Consider the following 17,861-nt stretch of genomic DNA (forward strand, 5'->3'; position numbering starts at 1 on the left):
CGCCCGGTTACATTCCGAACCCGGAAGCTAAGCCTTTCAGCGCCGATGGTACTGCAGGGGGGACCCTGTGGGAGAGTAGGACGCCGCCGAACAATCTTTGGAGGACCCCTGGTCCCAGCGTTCATGCTGGGACCAGGGGTCCTTTTTGTTTTGGCCAGAAGACAGGAGTCACGTAAATGCCCACCAACTCTTCCGACGACCGGGGGGACCGCGAGCCGCGGCGCCGGGACGGCGGCGACCGGAGGGATTTCCGCGACTCCGGACCGCGTCGTGACCGCGATGGTGACCGGGACCGTGGTGGCTTCCGGCGTGACGACCGCCGCGACGACCGGCCTCGTGGGCCGCGTCGCGACGACGACCGCGGTGGACGCCCCGGCGGTGGCTACGGCCGCCGCGATGATCGGCGTGACGACCGTCGGGACGATCGGCGTGACGATCGCCCGCGTGGTCCGCGCCGGGACGACCGTGACGGTGGGTTCCGCCAGGGTGGGTTCCGTCGTGACGAGCGCCGCGATGACCGCCGGGATGATCGCCGGGACGACCGTGGTGGGTTCAGGCGTGACGACCGCAGGGACGACCGTCGTGACGACCGGCCTCGTGGGCCGCGTCGTGACGATGACCGTGGCGGACGTCCGGGTAGCTTCGGGCGCCGTGACGACCGCGCTGACCGGCCGCGCGGTGGCTTCGATCGCCGGGATGACCGGCCCCCGTTCCGCCGCGATGACCGGCGTGACGATCGGCGGGACGACCGTCGCGATGACCGGCGTGATGACCGCGGTGGGTTCCGCCGTGACGACCGCCGCGACGACCGTGGCGGGTTCCGCCAGGATGACCGCCGTGGTGACCGTGGCGATCGGCGTGACGATCGCGGTGGGTTCCGTCGGGGCGACCGGCGTGATGACCGCAGTGGGTTCAAGCGCGACGACCGTCGCGACGACCGTCGTGATGATCGCGGTGGGTTCCGCCGTGACGACCGTCGTGATGATCGCGGTGGGTTCCGCCGTGACGAGCGTCGGGATGATCGTGGTGGGTTCCGTCGCGATGACCGCCGCGACGATCGCCGTGATGATCGTGGTGGGTTCCGCCGCGATGACCGCCGGGACGATCGTGGTGGGTTCCGCCGGGACGACCGGCGCGACGACCGACCCCGTGGGCCGCGGCGGGATGAACGTGACGGCGGCGGCTTCCGTGGCGGGCGGGACGACCGGGGTTCCCGGCGTCCGTACGGTGGCGGCCAGGGGCGCGGGCGTGACGACCGGTCCGGTGGCTACGGCCGTCGCGACCGCGACGAGCGCGGCCGGGACCGCGACCGCGAGCCGATCAAGCGGCTGCCGATCCCCGAGGACGTGACCGGCGACGAGATCGACAAGGACGTACGGCAGGAGCTGCTGAGCCTGCCGAAGACCCTTGCCGAGGACGTTGCCAAGAACCTCGTCATGGTCGCCAAGCTGCTGGACGAGGACCCGGAGCGGGCGTACCAGTACTCCCGCGTCGCGCTGCGGCTCGCTTCCCGTGTCGCCGCCGTCCGCGAGGCGGCGGGGTTCGCGTCGTACGCCGTCGCGAAGTACTCGGAGGCGCTGGCGGAGTTCCGTGCCGCGCGTCGTATGACGGGCAACAACGACCTGTGGCCGGTGATGGCCGACTGCGAGCGCGGCATGGGCCGTCCCGAGCGGGCGCTGGCCATGGCAGGTGAGCCCGAGGTCCAGAAGCTGGACCGGGCCGGGCAGGTCGAGATGCGCCTGGTGGCCGCCGGTGCCCGGCGCGACATGGGCCAGGCCGACGCCGCCGTCGTCACCCTTCAGAGCCCGGAGCTGGCCTCGAACTCCGTCCAGCCGTGGACCGCCCGTCTGCGGTACGCCTACGCGGACGCGCTGCTGGCCGTCGGCCGTGAGGACGAGGCGCGCGAGTGGTTCGCGAAGGCGCTGGAGGCGGACCAGGGCGGCACCACGGACGCCTCCGACCGGCTCGCGGAGCTGGACGGTGTCGAGTTCGTGGACGCGCTCGACGACGATGAGGCCGCCGACGCGAGTGAGGTCGTCGAGGTCGCGAAGGTGGCCGAGGTCGCCGAGACCGACGACGTTGCCGAGGAGGCCGCGGACGCCGCGGACGCCGAGGCCACGGACGACGACGCAGTGGACACCGCGGACGCCGCGGACAGCGAGAGCAGCGAGCGCGGCGACGCCAGCTGATGCCTGAGGGCGGAACCCCGGCCACCACCCCCGGCCGGGGCTCCGCCCTCTTTGTCGTCTTTATCGTCCTTCCGCGGGCTCAGCCCAGGGTCAGGCTGCGCAGCACCAGCCCGGTGGCGGGCTTCGGCCCGAAGGACGTCGACTTGCGCGGCATGGCGACCCCCTGCCGCGCCAGCTCGCGGACGACCTCCTCGCGCACCGGATGCATCAGCACCGCCGTTCCGCCGTGCCGCTCCGCCTGCTCGACGGCCGCTTCCGCGTCGTGGATGTAGCCGATGTGCTCGGCGCTGTCCGGGATCTGCCAGAGGTGGTCCAGGAGCAGCGAGTGCAGGACGGTCGCGTCCAGTGTCCGCCAGGCCTCCGGCCGTCCCTCTGGGACCGTACGGGCCAGCAGCCCGGGGTCGGGCCGGTCGAGCAGGTGGAATCCGCCGTCGCCCGCGAGCAGGAACGCGTTCTGCCCGCCCGGTGCGGTGACCGCCTCCGCGAGGGCGTCCAGGGCGCGGGGCAGCGGGCCGTCGACCGTCCGTACCCGGAAGGCGGTGCGCGCCGTGGCCAGCGCCTCGGCCACCGGGAGGTGGCGCAGCAGCCGGTGGATGGCCCGGACCCGGAGCGGGTAGCGGGCGGTGTCCACGAGGAGGACGAGGCCGAAGTCCCAGGGCCCGGGCTCGGTCCGCTCCTCGCGCAGCCGCAGATAGGTGGCCCAGCGGTGGTGGCCGTCGGCGATGAGGGCCTGGTGGTTGCGCAGATCGGCGGCGATCGCGACCAGGTCGGCCGGGTCGGTGACCCGCCACAGATGGTGGTCGAAGCCGTCTTCGGTGGTGGTGGAGAACAACGGCTCGTGCCGGATGGTGCGTTCGATGACCGCGGCGGCGCCGTCCCCCGTATCACCGCCGTCGCCGCGGTAGGCGAGCAGCAGCGGTTCGAGGTTGGCGGCGGTGGCGCGCATCAGGTCGGCGCGGTCCTCGACGATGTGCGGCATGACCTCCTCGTGCGGGAGGACGACGCCCTCCTCGCGCGGGCTCAGCCGCAGGGCGCCGATCAGGCCGCGCTGGAGGATGTGGCTGTCGCGCTGTTCGTAGACGTACAGGGCCGGTTCGGGGTCGGGCACGAGGATGCCGTCGGCCTGCCAGCGGCGCAGCGTGTCCGCGGCCTGCCGATGGCGGTCGGCGGGGGTGCCGGCCTGCGGGAGGATGAGGCGGACGATGTTGTGAGGGTCGGCGGTCTCGAGTTCGCGGAGACCGTCGGGGCGTACGACCACGTCGTAGGGCGGTGAGGTGACGGCGGCGAGACTGCCGACCCGTTCCGCGACGTAGCGCAGCCCCCGGAAGGGGGTGAGCTGGAGACCTTGCCCGCCAGGCCCTGAAGTGCTCATTAGAGAATGTTATGCCCCGGTCGGCGATGCGCCATGATCGGGGGGAGAACGCATGGATCTGCGAGGAGAGTGTACCCCCATGAACCAGACCGTCCGGATCGCGCCCGAGGGCAGCCAGCGGTCGCTGAACGAGGCGTACGACACCGCGCTGCTGGATCTCGACGGTGTGGTGTACGCGGGTGGCGAGGCCATCACGTACGCCGTGGAGTCGCTCGTCACCGCGCGGGACGGCGGGATGCGGCTGGCGTATGTGACCAACAACGCGCTGCGCACGCCGCAGGCCGTCGCCGAGCATCTGACCCGGCTCGGGGTGCCCGCCGGGGCCGAGGACGTGATCACCTCGGCGCAGGCCGTCGCCCGGCTGATCTCCGAGCAGCTGCCGCAGGGCGCGCGGGTGCTGGTGATCGGCGGGGAGGGGCTGCGGGTGGCGCTGCGGGAGCGCGGGCTGCTGCCGGTGGAGTCCGCCGACGACGACCCGGCGGCGGTGGTCCAGGGGTACGGCGGGCCGGACATGCCGTGGGCGCGGCTGATGGAGGCGGGCTACGCGGTGGCGCGCGGGGTGCCGTGGTACGCGTCCAACACGGACCTGACGATTCCGAGCGGCCGTGGGATCGCGCCGGGCAACGGCGCGGGCGTGGAGGTCGTACGGATCGTGACGGGCCAGGACCCGCAGGTCGCGGGGAAGCCGCTGCCGCCGATGCACCGCGAGACGATCCTGCGGACCGGGGCCCGGCGGCCGTTGGTGGTGGGGGACCGGCTGGACACCGATATCGAGGGGGCGTACGCGGGCGGGGTCGACTCGCTCCTCGTGCTGACCGGGGTGACGACCCCGGCGCAGCTGCTGGCCGCGGAGCCCAAGCACCGTCCGGCCTATGTGGACCGCGACTTGCGGGGACTGCTCACGCCCCAGCCGGTCGTCGAGCCGTCCGACGGCGGCTTCCGGTGCGGCGGTTGGACGGCGCGGGTGGGCGACGGCGTGCTGCAGCTGGAGGGGGAGGGCGATGAGCCGTTGGACGGGCTGCGGGCGCTGTGCGCGGCGGCCTGGGACGAGGCGGGGGAGGGTGTGAGCGGCGCGGACGCTGGGAAGGCATTGGCCCGGCTGGGGCTGTGACCCGGCCGGGGTGATGGACCGGCCCGGGCTCGACCCGGCCGGGGTGGTGAGCGAGCGCCGCCAGGAGGCGTGACGAGGCCGGGGCCTGGGGTGATGTGGCCCGGGCGGTGGACCCGCCCGGGCGCCGCAGGCGTGGCTTAGGGTAACCTAACCTAAGTCTTGATCGGCCGTGCTGTGAGGTGGAGTTCCGCGTGACCCTGGTCAGTCCGGCGAAAGCCGGACCTGAGACAGCGACCGATACGGCGGCCCCGCCACCCCGCCGGCACACCGCGCGTCGAGCGGCCGGGCTCGTCGTCTCCCTCTGCGCGCTGATGGCCGTCGCGGCCGCCAGCATCGCGATCGGCGCCAAGCCGATCGCGCTCGGGGACGTCTGGCACGGGCTGGCCCACTACACCGGCAGCGACACCGATGTGGTGATCAAGGACGTGCGGCTGCCGCGCACCCTCCTCGGGCTGCTCGTCGGCGTCGGCCTCGGGCTCGCGGGCGCGGTCATCCAGGCCCTCACCCGCAACCCGCTCGCCGACCCCGGGCTGCTGGGGCTGAACGCGGGCGCGTCCGCCTCCGTCGTCTCGGCGATCAGCTTTCTCGGCGTCACCTCCCTGACCGGCTATGTGTGGTTCGCCTTCCTCGGCACCGCCGTCGCCTCCGTGCTGGTGTACGCGCTCGGCGGCAGCCGGGGCGCCACGCCGGTGCGGCTCGCGCTCGCCGGTACGGCCGTGTACGCGGCGCTCTACGGCTACATCAACGCCGTACAGCTGCTGGACAGCGCGGCGCTCGACAAGATGCGCTTCTGGACGGTCGGTTCGCTCGCCTCCGCCAATATGACCGTGGTCCGGCAGGTGGCCCCGTTCCTCCTGGTCGGCGCGGTGCTGGCGCTGCTGCTCGGCCGTTCGCTGAACGCGGTGGCGCTCGGCGACGACACGGCGCGCGCCCTCGGCACCAACCTGGTCCGCACCCGGGCGATGTCCATGCTGGCCGTCACCCTGCTGTGCGGGGCCGCGACCGCCGCCTGCGGGCCGATCGCCTTCGTGGGGCTGATGGTTCCGCACCTGGTCCGGGCGCTCACCGGACCCGATGTGCGGTGGACGCTGCCGTACGCCGCCGTGCTGTCGCCCGTCCTGCTGCTGGGCTCCGACGTGATCGGGCGGGTCCTCGCCCGGCCCGCCGAACTCCAGGTCGGCGTCGTCACCTCGCTCGTCGGCGGGCCCGTCTTCCTCTACCTCGTACGCCGCCGAAGGATGGCCCAACTGTGAACGCGAGCAAGCGCACCACGCCCAGGACGAGCGGAGTCACGCTGCGCACCGGCGGCCTCTCGCTGCGCCTGGACGTCCGCGGCGCGGTCGTGGGGCTGCTGCTGCTCGCCGCGGCGCTGGCGATGAGCGTGGTCCTGATCGGCACCGGCGACTTCCCCATGGCCCCCGCCGATGTGCTCAACACCCTGGCCGGGAACGGCACCATGGCCCAGGACTTCATCGTCCACGACCTGCGGCTGCCGCGCGTCCTGGTCGGGCTGCTGGTCGGGGCGGCGCTCGGGCTGGCCGGGGCGGTCTTCCAATCCATCTCCCGCAATCCGCTGGGCAGTCCGGACGTGATCGGCTTCGGGCAGGGCTCGGCGGCCGGGGCGCTCGCCGTGATCGTCCTCTTCCAGGGCAACCCGGCCGAGGTCGCCACCGGTGCCATCTGCGGCGGTCTGCTGACCGGGGTCGGCGTCTACGTGCTGGCCTGGCGGCGGGGCATTCACGGCTACCGGCTGGTGCTGGTCGGCATCGGCGCCACCGCGATGCTCGCCGCCGTCAACGGCTATCTGCTCACCAAGGCCGACCTCCCCGACGCCACCCGTGCGGTGGTGTGGCTGACCGGTTCGCTCAACGGGCGCGACTGGAACCAGGTCTGGCCGCTGGCCTGCGTATGCGCGGTCCTCCTGCCCCTGATCCTCGGGCAGGCGCGGGGCCTGCGGATGCTGGAGATGGGCGACGACAGCGCGTACGCCCTCGGGGTGCGGGTCGAACGGACCCGGCTGGTGCTGATGTTCTCGGGCGTCCTGCTGACCGCCTCCGCCACGGCCGCCGCCGGGCCCGTCTCCTTCGTGGCGCTCGTCGCCCCGCAGCTGGCGCGCAGGCTCACCCGTTCGCCCGGCCCCAACCTGCTCCCCGCGGCCTGGATGGGCGCGGCCCTGCTGGTCACCGCCGACTGGTCCGCACAGCGGGCCTTCGGCGCCGACCAGCTGCCGGTGGGGGCGCTGACCGCGATGCTGGGCGGCGGCTATCTGCTGTGGCTGCTGGTGACCGAGCGCAAGGCGGGGCGGATATGACGGAACGCACGCGGGCGGACGCCGAACACGGCATGGACGGCATGGACGACAAGGGCAACAGGGAAAAGGACACCGGGCAGACCGTGGCTTCCAGCAGCAACAGCACCAGCGGCACCAGCGGCACCGGCGACAAGAAGTCGGACCGGCAGCGGCTCACCGCCGAGGGGCTGACCCTCGCGTACGACCGGCGCACCGTTGCCGAGAATCTGTCGGTCACCATCCCCGACCACTCCTTCACGGTGATCGTCGGGCCCAACGCCTGCGGGAAGTCCACTCTGCTGCGCGCCCTGTCCCGGATGCTCAAGCCGACGGCGGGGTCGGTGCTGCTGGACGGCGAGGTGATCGGCTCGCTGCCCGCCAAGAAGGTGGCCCGCACTCTCGGCCTGCTGCCGCAGTCGTCCATCGCGCCGGACGGGATCACCGTCGCCGACCTCGTCGCCCGAGGCCGCTACCCGCACCAGGGGCTGCTGCGGCAGTGGTCGGAGACGGACGAGCGGATCGTGCAGGAGTCGATGGAGGCGACCGGCGTGGCGGAGCTGGGGGATCGCTTTGTCGACGAACTGTCCGGCGGGCAGCGCCAGCGGGTGTGGATCGCCATGGCCATCGCCCAGCAGACCCCGCTGCTGCTCCTGGACGAGCCCACGACGTACCTGGACATCCAGCACCAGATCGACGTCCTCGACCTGTGCGCCCAGCTCCACGAGGAGCAGGGCCGCACCCTCGTCGCGGTGCTGCACGACCTGAACCACGCCGCCCGCTACGCCACGCATCTGATCGCGGTGCGGGGCGGCGAGGTCGTTGCGGAGGGCGCGCCGGGGGAGATCGTCACGGCGGAGCTGGTGGAGCGGGTCTTCGGGCTGCGCTGCCAGGTCATCGACGACCCGGAGACGGGGACGCCGCTGGTCATACCGGCCGCCCGCCGGTCCCGTAAGGCCGCGGCGGCGGATGAGCCGCTGGCCGCCGTGGCGACGGAGTCCTGAGGGCGGCCCGTACGCGCGGCTAGAGCAGCTTCCGCAGCCGTAGCAGGTCGAGCAGCCCGGCCTCCAGTTTGACCCGGCCGCTGCCCCAGGCCCGGGCGAAGTGCAGCTCGCCGTCGACCAGGGCCACCAGGTCGTCGCCGGACATGGACAGCCGGATCTGGGCGCGTTCCGCCGGAGGGCCGGGCGCGGTCGTCACGTCCTCGATGCGGCTCTCCACGAGGCGGCCCATGAAGGTCGTGTCGAGGTCGGTGATCCAGCAGCTCACGGAGCGATCGAGCGCGGCGGCGCTGCGGAGGTCCCCGTTCGCGCCCGCCAGGTTCTCCGCCAGTTTGTCGAGTGCGTCGCGGCACTGTTCCAAGGTGGCCATCGCCGACGACGGTACCCCAGGTCGTGCCCCGTCGGGACGCGCCCGCTTCGCGGTAGCGTCGGGGGCATGAGTGAGCCGATGCCGGGCGTGCGGCCCGGGCCTGAGCAGGAGCCGGGGGCGGACGAGCCGGTCGCGGCGGCGGCCGGGGTGCCGGACCCGGGGCCTGCGGAGGCGGCCCCCGGGCTCTCGGAGGCGCCGGTGGAGGCCGCCGAGGAGATGCCTGGGGAGGCCGCCGAGGAGGTGCCTGGGGAGGCGTCCGGGGAGGCGCCGGCCGGGCCCGCCGATCCGGCTTCGCTCGGTGTCGGCCGTACACCCACCGGCGTCCCCGACGTCGACGACCGGCTCGACCGGCTGGCCGACGCGGACGACCTCCCGGTGAGCAGCCACCTGGAGGTGTACGAGGATGTGCACCGGGGACTGCGCGACACGCTGACGGCACTCGACCGGCAGCCCGGACCGCCGGCCCCGCCCGCCGCCCCCGCCCCGTAAGACCCCATACGGCCGACCCCAGGAGCTGAACCACCCGTGGCAGTGACCCGCCCACGACGCGTACGACTCGACGCGGAGCTGGTGCGCCGCAAGCTGGCCCGTTCGCGCGAGCACGCGAGCCAGCTGATCGCGGCGGGCCGTGTGACCGTCGGCGGGGCCACCGCGACCAAGGCCGCGACGCAGGTCGAGACCAGTGCCGCGGTCGTCGTGATCAAGGACGACAGCGATCCGGACTATGTCTCGCGCGGCGGCCACAAGCTCGCGGGCGCGCTGTACGCCTTCAGCGAGGAGTACCGCGAGGGGGCGGGGCGGACCACGGACCCCACCCCGGTCTCCGGTTCCGGGCTGGCCGTCGCGGGCCGCCGGGCGCTGGACGCGGGCGCGTCCACCGGCGGTTTCACCGACGTCCTGCTGCGCGCGGGCGCCGCCCACGTCGTCGCCGCGGACGTCGGTTATGGGCAACTTGCATGGTCTTTGCAAAGTGATGAACGCGTGACCGTTCTCGACCGTACGAACGTACGCGAGCTGACGCCGGAGCAGATGGGAGGCGAGCCCGTGGACCTTGTCGTCGGGGATCTCTCCTTCATCCCGCTCGGGCTGGTACTGCCCGCCCTGGTGCGCTGCACCGCGCCCGACGCCGATCTGGTGCTGATGGTCAAGCCACAGTTCGAGGTCGGCAAGGAGCGGCTCGGCAGCGGCGGTGTCGTCCGCAGCGCCGAGCTGCGTGCCGAGGCGGTGCGGACGGTGGCTCATCAGGCGGCGGACCTGGGGCTGGGCGTACTCGGCGTGACCGCCAGCCCGCTGCCGGGACCGTCGGGGAACGTCGAGTACTTTTTGTGGATGCGCGCCGGGGCGCCGGCACTGGACCCGGACGATGTTGACCGTGCAGTGGCGGAGGGGCCCAGTTGACCACTTCAGAAGCAGCGGCGAAGGCGGAGTCGGCGGCGGAGACGGACATCAAGCCGACGTCCGAGGCGATCGCCGACCGCACCGTGTTCCTCCTCGCGCACACCGGCCGCCCGGCGGCCATCCGCAGCGCGGAACTCGTCGTCCAGGGGCTCGTGCGCAGCGGTATCGGGGTGCGGGTGCTCGCGGCGGAGGCCGCGGACCTGCCGCTGCCGCCCGAGGTCGAACGGGTCGACGCGGGCCGCGACGTGCTCGACGGCTGTGAACTGCTGGTGGTGCTCGGCGGGGACGGGACGCTGCTGCGCGGCGCGGAGTTCTCGCGCATCTCCGGTGTGCCCATGCTCGGCGTCAACCTGGGCCGGGTCGGCTTCCTGGCCGAGGCCGAGCGCGACGACCTGGACAAGGTCGTGGACCGGGTGGTGAGCCGCCAGTACGAGGTCGAGGAGCGCATGACCATCGATGTGCTGGTCCGCAACGACGGGCACATCGTGCACACCGACTGGGCGCTGAACGAGGCGTCGGTCGAGAAGGCCGCGCGCGAGCGGCTGCTGGAGGTCGTCACCGAGGTCGACGGCCGCCCGGTGTCCCGTTTCGGCGGCGACGGCGTGGTGTGCGCGACCCCGACCGGTTCGACGGCGTACGCCTTCTCGGCCGGTGGCCCGGTGGTGTGGCCCGAGGTCGAGGCGCTGCTGATGGTTCCGATCAGCGCGCACGCCCTGTTCGCGAAGCCGCTGGTGACGACGCCGGAGTCGGTGCTCGCGGTCGAGGTGCAGCCGCAGACCCCGCACGGGGTGCTGTGGTGCGACGGGCGCCGCACCGTGGAGCTGCCCGCCGGGGCGCGGGTGGAGGTGCGCAGGGGAACGGTGCCGGTCCGGCTGGCCCGGCTGCACCACGCGTCGTTCACCGACCGGCTGGTGGCGAAGTTCGCGCTGCCGGTGGCGGGCTGGCGCGGGGCGCCGCACTAGCGGGTGTCGCTCTGAGCGTGAGCGGGCCGGTGAACACCGGCCCGCCGCCGATGCCGGCGACCGTGCCGTAGCCGTCCGGCAGCGGCGGCATGGGGACACCCTTTCGAGGGGGTACGTCCGGTTAGCCCCTGGCGCCTGCGACGGGGAGGTGACCGGGCAATCCCGCGTTCACCCTGGGTAGGCGTGGGGCGGTCCCCGGGGGTGGCCGTCGCGAGGTGGCCGGTAAACCTCGTATGGTCTTGCACGTGCTGGAGGAGATGCGGATACGTGCCCTGGGTGTCATCGACGATGCCGTGGTCGAGCTGTCACCCGGCTTCACCGCGGTAACCGGCGAGACCGGCGCGGGCAAGACCATGGTCGTCACCAGTCTCGGACTGCTGCTCGGCGGCCGCGCCGACGCCGCCCTGGTGCGGATCGGCGCCAAGGCGGCGGTCGTCGAGGGCCGGATCACGGTCGACGCCCGCTCGGCCGTCGCCGTGCGGGCCGAGGAGGCGGGTGCCGAACTCGACGACGGGGCGCTGCTGATCAGCCGTACCCTCTCCGCCGAAGGGCGGTCCCGCGCCCATGTGGGCGGCCGGTCCGTGCCGGTGGGGCTGCTCGGGGAGCTGGCCGACGACCTGGTGGCCGTCCACGGCCAGACCGACCAGCAGGGTCTGATGCGGCCCGCCCGGCAGCGCCAGGCGCTCGACCGGTACGCGGGCGCCGCCGTCGCCGGGCCGCTGGAGAAGTACGCGGGCGCCTACCGGCGGCTGCGCGCCGTCGCCGCCGAGCTGGAGGAGCTGACCACCCGGGCGCGCGAGCGGGAGCAGGAGGCCGACCTGCTGCGCTTCGGCCTCGAGGAGGTCGCCGCCGCCGAGCCGCGGGCGGGCGAGGACGACGAACTCGCCGCCGAGGCCGAGCGGCTGGGCCACGCCGAGGCCCTCGCGTCCGCCGCCGCCCTCGCGCACACCGCCCTCGCGGGCAACCCGGAGGACCCCGAGGGCGTGGACGCCGCCACCCTCGTCGGCGGCGCGCACCGCGCACTGGAGGCGGTCCGCTCCCACGACCCCGCCCTCGCCGGGCTCGCCGACCGCATCGGCGAGGTGGGCATCCTGCTGTCCGACGTGGCCGGTGAACTGGCCGGGTACGCCGACGATCTGGACGCCGACCCGCTGCGGCTCGCCGCCGTCGAGGAGCGCCGTGCCGCGCTGGCCCAGCTGACCCGCAAGTACGGCGAGAACATCAGCGAGGTGCTGGCCTGGGCCGAGCAGGGCGCCACCCGGCTTGCCGAACTGGACGGCGACGACGACCGCATCGGCGAGCTGACCGCCGAACGCGACGCGCTCCGTGCCGACCTGGGCGGGCTCGCCCAGGCGCTGACCGACGCCCGTACGGAGGCCGCGGCGCGCTTCGCCGAGGCCGTCACCGAGGAGCTGGCCTCGCTCGCGATGCCGCACGCCCGGGTGACGTTCGCGATCCGTCAGACCGAGGCCGCGGACGAGGCGTCCGGTGTCGAGGTCGGCGGGCGCGCGGTGACGTACGGTCCACACGGCGCCGACGAGGTCGAGCTGCTGCTCGCCCCCCACCCCGGCGCCCCGCCCCGCCCCATCGCCAAGGGCGCCTCGGGCGGTGAGCTGTCCCGGGTGATGCTCGCGGTCGAGGTCGTCTTCGCGGGCTCCGATCCCGTACCGACGTATCTCTTCGACGAGGTGGACGCGGGCGTCGGCGGCAAGGCCGCGGTCGAGGTCGGCCGCCGGCTGGCCCGGCTCGCCCGCTCCGCCCAGGTGGTGGTCGTCACCCACCTCCCGCAGGTCGCCGCCTTCGCGGACCGGCACCTGGTGGTGGAGAAGACGAACGACGGGGCGGTGACGCGCAGCGGCGTGAAGGCCATGGAGGGCGAGGACCGGGTCCGGGAGCTGTCCCGGATGCTGGCGGGCCAGGAGGACTCGGAGCTGGCCCGGGCCCACGCGGAGGAGCTGCTGGAAGCGGCCCGCACGGGCCGCTGACCCGGGGCCGCGGGTTCCGCCATGGGTTCCGCGGAACCTACCGAGTTCACCCATATGGGTGATGCTGCGGACGTACGGGCGAGCGCTGGGCAGGCGTGGCACGGGAACGTTGCGGCGAGCGCACCGCGAAGGCTGGCATTCTTGGCGGAGCAAGCGCAGCGCAACAACAGCACCTTCGACACCGCCCCAGGAGCTCCGCCCGAGTGAGCAGTACCGTGAGCAACACCCCGGTCCCGCCGCACGGGCAGCCGTCGCTGCACGCCGTTCAGGTGCTGGGCGAGGGGACGTCGGGCAGCGGGGTGCATGTGCGGTCGCTGTCGGCCGGGCTGGTGGCGCGCGGGCTGCGGGTGACCGTGTGCGGGCCCTGGAGCGCCGAGCGGGGGTACGGCTTCACGGAGGCGGGCGCCCGGTTCGCACCGCTCGACGGCCGTACGGACGCCGGGAGCATCGCGTCGATCCGTACGGCCTCCGTCGGCGCGGGGCTGGTGCACGCGCACGGGCTGTGGCCCGGTCTGCTGGCCGCGCTCGCGCTGCGCGGCCGGGGCGTCCCGCTCGTCGTCACCTGGCACACCAAGCGGGAGGCCGAGGGGCCGCGGGGCCGCGTCGTGCGGCTGATGGAGCGGCGGGCGGCGCGTGCCGCGGCGGTCGTGCTGGGCGTGTCCTCGGACCTGGTGGACCGGGCCCGTGACCGCGGGGCGCGCGACGCCCGGCTCGCGCCGGTCGCGGTGCCCGCGCCGCGCCCCGCGCCCGAGACGGGCGACGGTGCCCGCCAGAAGGCGCGCGCGGAACTGGGCGCGGTGGAGCGGGCCCTGCTGCTCGCGGTCGGCCGTCTGGACGCCGCCACGGGCCACGGCCCGCTGCTGGACGCGGCGCGCCGCTGGCGCGCCCTGGACCCGCCGCCGCTGCTGGCGATCGCGGGGGAGGGGCCGGACCGGGGCGTGTTGCAGCGCCGGATCGATGCCGAGGGCCTCCCGGTGCGGCTGCTCGGCCGCCGGGACGACGTACCGGAGTTGCTGGCCGTCGCCGATGTCTGCGTGCTGTCCAGCCGCTGGGAGGCGCGCTCGCTGCTGGCCCAGGAGGCGCTGCACGCGGGGGTGCCGCTGGTCGCCACGGCGGTGGGCGGGGTGCCCGAACTGGTGGGGGACGCCGCCGAACTCGTTCCGTACGGCGACCCCGACGCCCTGGCCGACGCCGTGATCCGGCTGCTGGACGACCCCGCGCGGCGCGCGGAGCTGACCGCGGCGGGGCGGGCGCGGACCGTGGAGTGGCCGACGGAGGACGACACGGTGGCCCATGTCCTCAGCGTCTACGACGAATTGGTGCAGACCTTTCTGCGCGCAGGGGGTTGACGCCCCCGGTCGCCGATCGGCAGGGTGCTGCGCGGTGGACCGAGAGAGCGCTCTCTGACGGCGCGCGTCTTTCCTCGTGTCGCTTTTCCCGTCATGTCCCGGCAACCCCCACTACGCCGAGGAGTGCATTGTCATGATCACACGCAGAATGCTGCTGGGCGGAATCGCCGCCTCCGCCGCTGCCGCGGGCACCGGGCTCACGCTCACCGGCGGGGCACGGGCCTCGACGCGTGCCGAAACGCTTCCCCTCACGATCGCCAACCAGACCGGCCAGTTCGGCAACGCGTCGATATGGCTCTACATCGTCGGCAACGCCGACAACCAGCAGGTCCGGGTGACCCCCGACGGAAAGCTCGCCCCCGTCGCGCTCTCCGACAACGGCGCCGACGGCTTCGCCGACTACGCCATCCCGCTCTCGGCAAGCGGCGACACGAAGCTGACGCTGCCCCGGATGTCCGGCCGGATCTATGTCGCGCTGGGCGCCAAGCTCAAATTCAAGGTGGTGTCGGACGGGGCGGGCAAGGCCGCGCTCCAGTACCCGGCGGGCTGGGTGTCCGGCGACCCGAACTACCAGGTCATGCACGACTGCGCGGAGTTCACCTTCAACGCCTCCGGCATGTTCTGCAACACCACCATGGTCGACATGTTCAGCGTCCCGCTCGCCATCCGCCTCACCGGCGCCAAGGACCAGACGACCGGCACCCTCAAGGACGGCGCCCGCGCCAAGGTCTTCTCCGACCTCCGCGCGGTCGAGGCGTTCGAGCCGCTGGTCATCGGGGACGACCTGCGGGTCGTCGCGCCCGGCCACGGCCTGGGCGCGGGGCTGTTCCCGCAGGACTACTTCGCGCCCTACATCGACCGGGTCTGGGACGCCTACGCGTCGAAGGACCTCGAGGTCACCACCAACGCGGGCACCTTCACCGGCCGCGTCAGCGGCGGCAGGCTCTCCTTCACCGGCCCCGCCACGGTCGCCTTCGACAAGCCGTCCACCAAGGACGTGCTGTTCTGCGACGGCGCCCTGGCCGCGCCCAACGACGGTACGACGGGGCCGGTCGCGGCCATTCTCGGCGCGGGTTTCAACCGCACCACGCTGCACGACACCGGCGCCCAGCCGACGACCGACCCGGCCGCGTTCTACGGCGAGCAGACCACCCACCACTACGCCAAGGCGATGCACGCGGCGACGGCCGACGGCAAGGCGTACGGCTTCGCCTTCGACGACGTGGCCGACTTCGCGTCGTACATCCAGGACACCGCCCCGACCGGGCTCACCCTCACCCTGACCCCGTTCTAGCTAGGGGGTGTCTCGCCGATCATGCCGGGCTCGCGACGCCTGGCACGGCACCTCGCGGCCCCGCGCTCGTCGCGCGCAGCGCCTCCCCCAGCTACCGCTGGGAGGTGCCCCCTGCGCTCTCCTCACGCGGGTCCGCTCGCTGATCCGGCCTGATCGACAAGACACCCCCCAGGACCGGGGTCCTTCACCGCACATGGCGGCGGGCCTGGAGGGCCACCCCCAGGGCGAGCACCGTCTGGGGGTCCTCCAGGTCGGTACCGAGCAGCCGGGCGATCCGGGCCAGCCGGTCGTACAGCGTCTGGCGGTTGAGGTGCAGCGCCCGGGCCGTCTCCGCCTTGCGGCCCGCGTGCCGCAGATACGCCTCCAGCGTCGGCACCAGCGGCGGACGCGCGTCGCGGTCGTGGGCGAGCAGCGGGCCGATCACCCGGTCGACGAACGCGGTCAGGTCCCCGTGCTCCCGCAGTCGCCACAGCAACAGGTCGACATCCAGGCTGCGGACGTCGTACCAGTCCCGGTCCGCCAGCCCGTGCGCCGCGTGCGCCGCCTCCGCCGCGTGCCGCAACTCGCCGCCGACCGCGTCCCACCCGGCCGCGAGCCCGGCGATCACCACGGGCGGATGCGCCCCGGCGGGACGGTCGGGCCAGGCCCGCTCCACCCCCGCCCGCAGGGCCGCCGCGACGCGCATCGCCACCGCGCCGCGGTCCGCCGCGCTCCGCAAGCCCGCCAGCAGCGGCACCCGGCCCTCCGGCAGCCGTACGCCCAGCAGCACCGGCACGCCCACCGCCGCCAGCTCCTCGCGCAGCGCGTGGGCCAGCGCCGCCCAGCCCTCCGCGCCGCCGCCACCGGAGGCCCCGGCCCCGGCCCCGGCTCCGGTCCCGCTCCCGCTCAGCGGATGCGGGTCCTCCGCGAGCCGCATCACCATCGGCAGCAGCGGGCCGTCACCGGACGGCCGGAAGCCCAGCACCCGCGCCTGCGCGGGCGCGTCCGACGGCTCGACGCGCCCCTCCGCGAGGTCGGTGAGGAAGTCGCCCCGGCCGCGCGCCGTCAGCTCCTCCTCCTGGCGCGCCCGCAGCAGCACCACCGCCAGCAGATCCGCGGTCCGCTCGGCGGCGATGCGGTGGACCGGGCCGAGCGGCGCGGCCACCGGCAGCACGGTCAGCCGGGCCCGTACCGCGCCGGGGCCCTGCCCGCCGCCCGGCACGTCGGCCAGCACACCGCCCGCCGTCGGCTCGGACGGCCGCCGCTCCGGCCGGTCCGCGCGGCGGGCCCGCAGCCCCTCCCACGCCTGGAGCGGATCGGTGGCGCCGGGCCGCACGCCCGCGGGCCCGGCCGCGTACAGCAGCCGGCCGTCGGGGGTCTCCAGGAACACCGGATTGCCCGCGAACTCCGCGAAGTTCCGCAGGATCTCCGGCACCCCGCCGCCCCGCAGCAGCACCTCGGTGCCCTGGCGGTGCACGACGTCGGCCTGCTGGAGCAGGGCGTAGTGCTCGTTGACGATCTCGGTGTGGATCTCCTCGGTGACCGCCACGAACGGCACCTCGCGATGCAGCTGCACCAACGGCAGCCCGCACGAGCGCGCCGCGTCGACCACGGCCACCGGGAGCGTACGGAACCGCGGCCCCAGCTCCACCACCAGCGCCGCGATCCCCCGCTCGGCCAGCCGCCGGACGAACGCGCGCTGCTCGGCGGGGCGGGGGCCGACGCCGAGACCGGTGGTCAGCAGCAGCTCGCCGCCCTTGAGCAGGGCGGCGATGTTCGGCGCCTCACCCGCGTGCACCCAGCGCACCGGCCGGTCCAGCAGCTCGCCCCCGGTCACCACCTCGGGGAGGCCACGGCGCAGGGCGGGCAGGTCCAGCGCCCGCGCCACGGTGATCGTTCCTTGTGTGTCCATCCGGTTCCGGCTGTGTCGATTGCGCTCAGAGGTGCCCGGGCCGTGCCCGCGAGCCCCTCACTGCCCGGCGCCCCGCAGCCGCCGGGCGATGTCGATGTCCCGCTCCAGCGCGCTGAACCGGGGCGGTTCGCGGGAGGCGTCCAGGACGACGACGTGCATCCGGTCGCCGACCCGGGCCGGGGCGACGCTCTCGTCCCACCAGGAGGGGTGCTTCACCTGGTCGATGAACCCGGTGGCGCCGCCCCCCTCGTCCACTTCGACCTTCGCGCCCACGGGAGCCACCGCGACCACCGTCACATCCAGCTCCTGGTGATTGCGAAATGTCACTTCGGCCCTCCGAAAATAGATACCCAACTGCGCCCCTGGGTCAGCTCATTGAACCTGTCGAGCTTCTCCACCGGGATCTCGAATTCCAGGCGCGCCGCCCCATTGGGCCCGTTGTAATCGTGAATCTTGGCGTGCTGACCGAACTCTTCCAGGAAGGACGGATGCATGTCGTATTTGACCATGCCCTTGGCGAAGTTCACACCCGTCGGTCCAGCATACTCCGCGGCGACCGCCCGTTCCCCGAAGTAGATCTTCCCGTCGGAGATGATGCCTCCGCCGATGTCCACGCCGGGCTGGTGGTTCGCCGGATTCGGGCCGTGCGCCA

The 17,861-nt window shown here is 73.8% G+C and carries 17 protein-coding genes and 1 rRNA gene; 13 read left to right on the forward strand and 5 right to left on the reverse strand.

Annotated features, from left to right (window positions below):
• The 3 genes from rrf to LCH29_RS05675 all read left to right on the forward strand — a co-directional run.
• Positions 1-92 (forward strand): 5S ribosomal RNA (rrf, locus tag LCH29_RS05665); the annotation flags it as partial.
• A 178-nt stretch (positions 93-270) separates the two neighbouring features.
• Positions 271-1,350, forward strand: a complete 1,080-nt coding sequence (locus tag LCH29_RS05670; RefSeq protein WP_446460789.1) for a hypothetical protein — start codon at positions 271-273, stop codon at positions 1,348-1,350.
• Entirely contained in the window at positions 1,329-2,189 is an 861-nt protein-coding gene (locus LCH29_RS05675; protein ID WP_446460771.1) for a hypothetical protein, read from the forward strand. The genes LCH29_RS05670 and LCH29_RS05675 overlap by 22 nt, the downstream gene beginning before the upstream one ends.
• Positions 2,190-2,268: 79 nt before the next feature.
• On the opposite strand, the gene LCH29_RS05680 is transcribed toward LCH29_RS05675, so the two are convergent.
• On the reverse strand, positions 2,269-3,561 hold the full coding sequence (locus LCH29_RS05680) for a DUF1015 domain-containing protein (protein WP_446460584.1): 1,293 nt from the start codon (positions 3,559-3,561) through the stop codon (positions 2,269-2,271).
• 79 nt (positions 3,562-3,640) lie between these two features.
• Between LCH29_RS05680 and LCH29_RS05685 the strand changes: the two genes are divergently transcribed.
• From LCH29_RS05685 to LCH29_RS05700, 4 genes are all read left to right on the forward strand, one after another.
• Positions 3,641-4,672 carry an HAD-IIA family hydrolase gene (locus tag LCH29_RS05685; RefSeq protein WP_446460585.1) on the forward strand — a complete coding sequence of 344 codons (1,032 nt, stop codon included), beginning with the start codon at positions 3,641-3,643 and terminating at the stop codon, positions 4,670-4,672.
• 191 nt (positions 4,673-4,863) lie between these two features.
• The gene (locus tag LCH29_RS05690; RefSeq protein WP_446460586.1) at positions 4,864-5,925 is read left to right on the forward strand and encodes a FecCD family ABC transporter permease; all 1,062 of its coding nucleotides are present in this window, start codon (positions 4,864-4,866) and stop codon (positions 5,923-5,925) included.
• Complete coding sequence (locus LCH29_RS05695; protein ID WP_446460587.1) at positions 5,922-6,983, forward strand: FecCD family ABC transporter permease; 1,062 nt, start codon at positions 5,922-5,924, stop codon at positions 6,981-6,983. The genes LCH29_RS05690 and LCH29_RS05695 overlap by 4 nt, the downstream gene beginning before the upstream one ends.
• A 41-nt stretch (positions 6,984-7,024) precedes the next feature.
• Entirely contained in the window at positions 7,025-7,963 is a 939-nt protein-coding gene (locus LCH29_RS05700; protein WP_446460772.1) for an ABC transporter ATP-binding protein, read from the forward strand.
• A gap of 19 nt (positions 7,964-7,982) precedes the next feature.
• Here LCH29_RS05700 and LCH29_RS05705 read toward each other — a convergent pair whose 3' ends face one another.
• Positions 7,983-8,330, reverse strand: coding sequence for a sterol-binding protein (locus tag LCH29_RS05705; protein WP_446460588.1), 348 nt, complete (start codon positions 8,328-8,330; stop codon positions 7,983-7,985).
• A gap of 66 nt (positions 8,331-8,396) precedes the next feature.
• On the opposite strand from LCH29_RS05705, the gene LCH29_RS05710 reads away from it, so the two are divergent.
• The 6 genes from LCH29_RS05710 (at position 8,397) to LCH29_RS05735 (ending at position 15,318) form a co-directional block, all read left to right on the forward strand.
• On the forward strand, positions 8,397-8,819 hold the full coding sequence (locus LCH29_RS05710; RefSeq protein ID WP_446460589.1) for a hypothetical protein: 423 nt from the start codon (positions 8,397-8,399) through the stop codon (positions 8,817-8,819).
• Between the two features lie 42 nt (positions 8,820-8,861).
• Positions 8,862-9,728, forward strand: coding sequence for a TlyA family RNA methyltransferase (locus tag LCH29_RS05715; RefSeq protein WP_446460773.1), 867 nt, complete (start codon positions 8,862-8,864; stop codon positions 9,726-9,728).
• Between the two features lie 83 nt (positions 9,729-9,811).
• Positions 9,812-10,690 (forward strand): NAD kinase, encoded by an 879-nt coding sequence (locus LCH29_RS05720; RefSeq protein WP_446460774.1) that lies wholly within the window; start codon positions 9,812-9,814, stop codon positions 10,688-10,690.
• A gap of 233 nt (positions 10,691-10,923) precedes the next feature.
• Entirely contained in the window at positions 10,924-12,675 is a 1,752-nt protein-coding gene (recN, locus tag LCH29_RS05725) for a DNA repair protein RecN (protein ID WP_446460590.1), read from the forward strand.
• A 215-nt stretch (positions 12,676-12,890) separates the two neighbouring features.
• On the forward strand, positions 12,891-14,024 hold the full coding sequence (locus LCH29_RS05730; protein WP_446460775.1) for a glycosyltransferase family 4 protein: 1,134 nt from the start codon (positions 12,891-12,893) through the stop codon (positions 14,022-14,024).
• Between the two features lie 133 nt (positions 14,025-14,157).
• Positions 14,158-15,318 carry a glycoside hydrolase family 64 protein gene (locus tag LCH29_RS05735; RefSeq protein WP_446460591.1) on the forward strand — a complete coding sequence of 387 codons (1,161 nt, stop codon included), beginning with the start codon at positions 14,158-14,160 and terminating at the stop codon, positions 15,316-15,318.
• A 184-nt stretch (positions 15,319-15,502) separates the two neighbouring features.
• On the opposite strand, the gene LCH29_RS05740 is transcribed toward LCH29_RS05735, so the two are convergent.
• Genes LCH29_RS05740 through LCH29_RS05750 form a run of 3 tightly spaced genes read right to left on the reverse strand, consistent with a single transcriptional unit; the run spans position 15,503 to position 17,736 of the window.
• Positions 15,503-17,209: a PucR family transcriptional regulator gene (locus LCH29_RS05740; protein WP_446460592.1), complete on the reverse strand. Its 1,707-nt coding sequence runs from the start codon at positions 17,207-17,209 to the stop codon at positions 15,503-15,505.
• A 57-nt stretch (positions 17,210-17,266) separates the two neighbouring features.
• Complete coding sequence (locus LCH29_RS05745) at positions 17,267-17,536, reverse strand: hypothetical protein (protein ID WP_446460593.1); 270 nt, start codon at positions 17,534-17,536, stop codon at positions 17,267-17,269.
• Positions 17,533-17,736: a hypothetical protein gene (locus tag LCH29_RS05750; protein WP_446460790.1), complete on the reverse strand. Its 204-nt coding sequence runs from the start codon at positions 17,734-17,736 to the stop codon at positions 17,533-17,535. The genes LCH29_RS05745 and LCH29_RS05750 overlap by 4 nt, the downstream gene beginning before the upstream one ends.
• Positions 17,737-17,861 lie beyond the last annotated feature (125 nt).

The organism is Streptomyces sp. BRA346, from assembly GCF_052851135.1.

Excerpts from the sequence above, each read along its gene's own strand:
- LCH29_RS05735 (WP_446460591.1), top strand. The coding sequence starts at position 14,158 with ATGATCACACGCAGAATGCTGCTGGGCGGAATCGCCGCCTCCGCCGCT.
- recN (WP_446460590.1), top strand. The coding sequence starts at position 10,924 with ATGGTCTTGCACGTGCTGGAGGAGATGCGGATACGTGCCCTGGGTGTC.
- LCH29_RS05685 (WP_446460585.1), top strand. The coding sequence starts at position 3,641 with ATGAACCAGACCGTCCGGATCGCGCCCGAGGGCAGCCAGCGGTCGCTG.
- LCH29_RS05700 (WP_446460772.1), top strand. The coding sequence starts at position 7,025 with ATGGACGACAAGGGCAACAGGGAAAAGGACACCGGGCAGACCGTGGCT.
- LCH29_RS05740 (WP_446460592.1), bottom strand. The coding sequence starts at position 17,209 with ATGGACACACAAGGAACGATCACCGTGGCGCGGGCGCTGGACCTGCCC.
- LCH29_RS05705 (WP_446460588.1), bottom strand. The coding sequence starts at position 8,330 with ATGGCCACCTTGGAACAGTGCCGCGACGCACTCGACAAACTGGCGGAG.
- LCH29_RS05710 (WP_446460589.1), top strand. The coding sequence starts at position 8,397 with ATGAGTGAGCCGATGCCGGGCGTGCGGCCCGGGCCTGAGCAGGAGCCG.
- LCH29_RS05680 (WP_446460584.1), bottom strand. The coding sequence starts at position 3,561 with ATGAGCACTTCAGGGCCTGGCGGGCAAGGTCTCCAGCTCACCCCCTTC.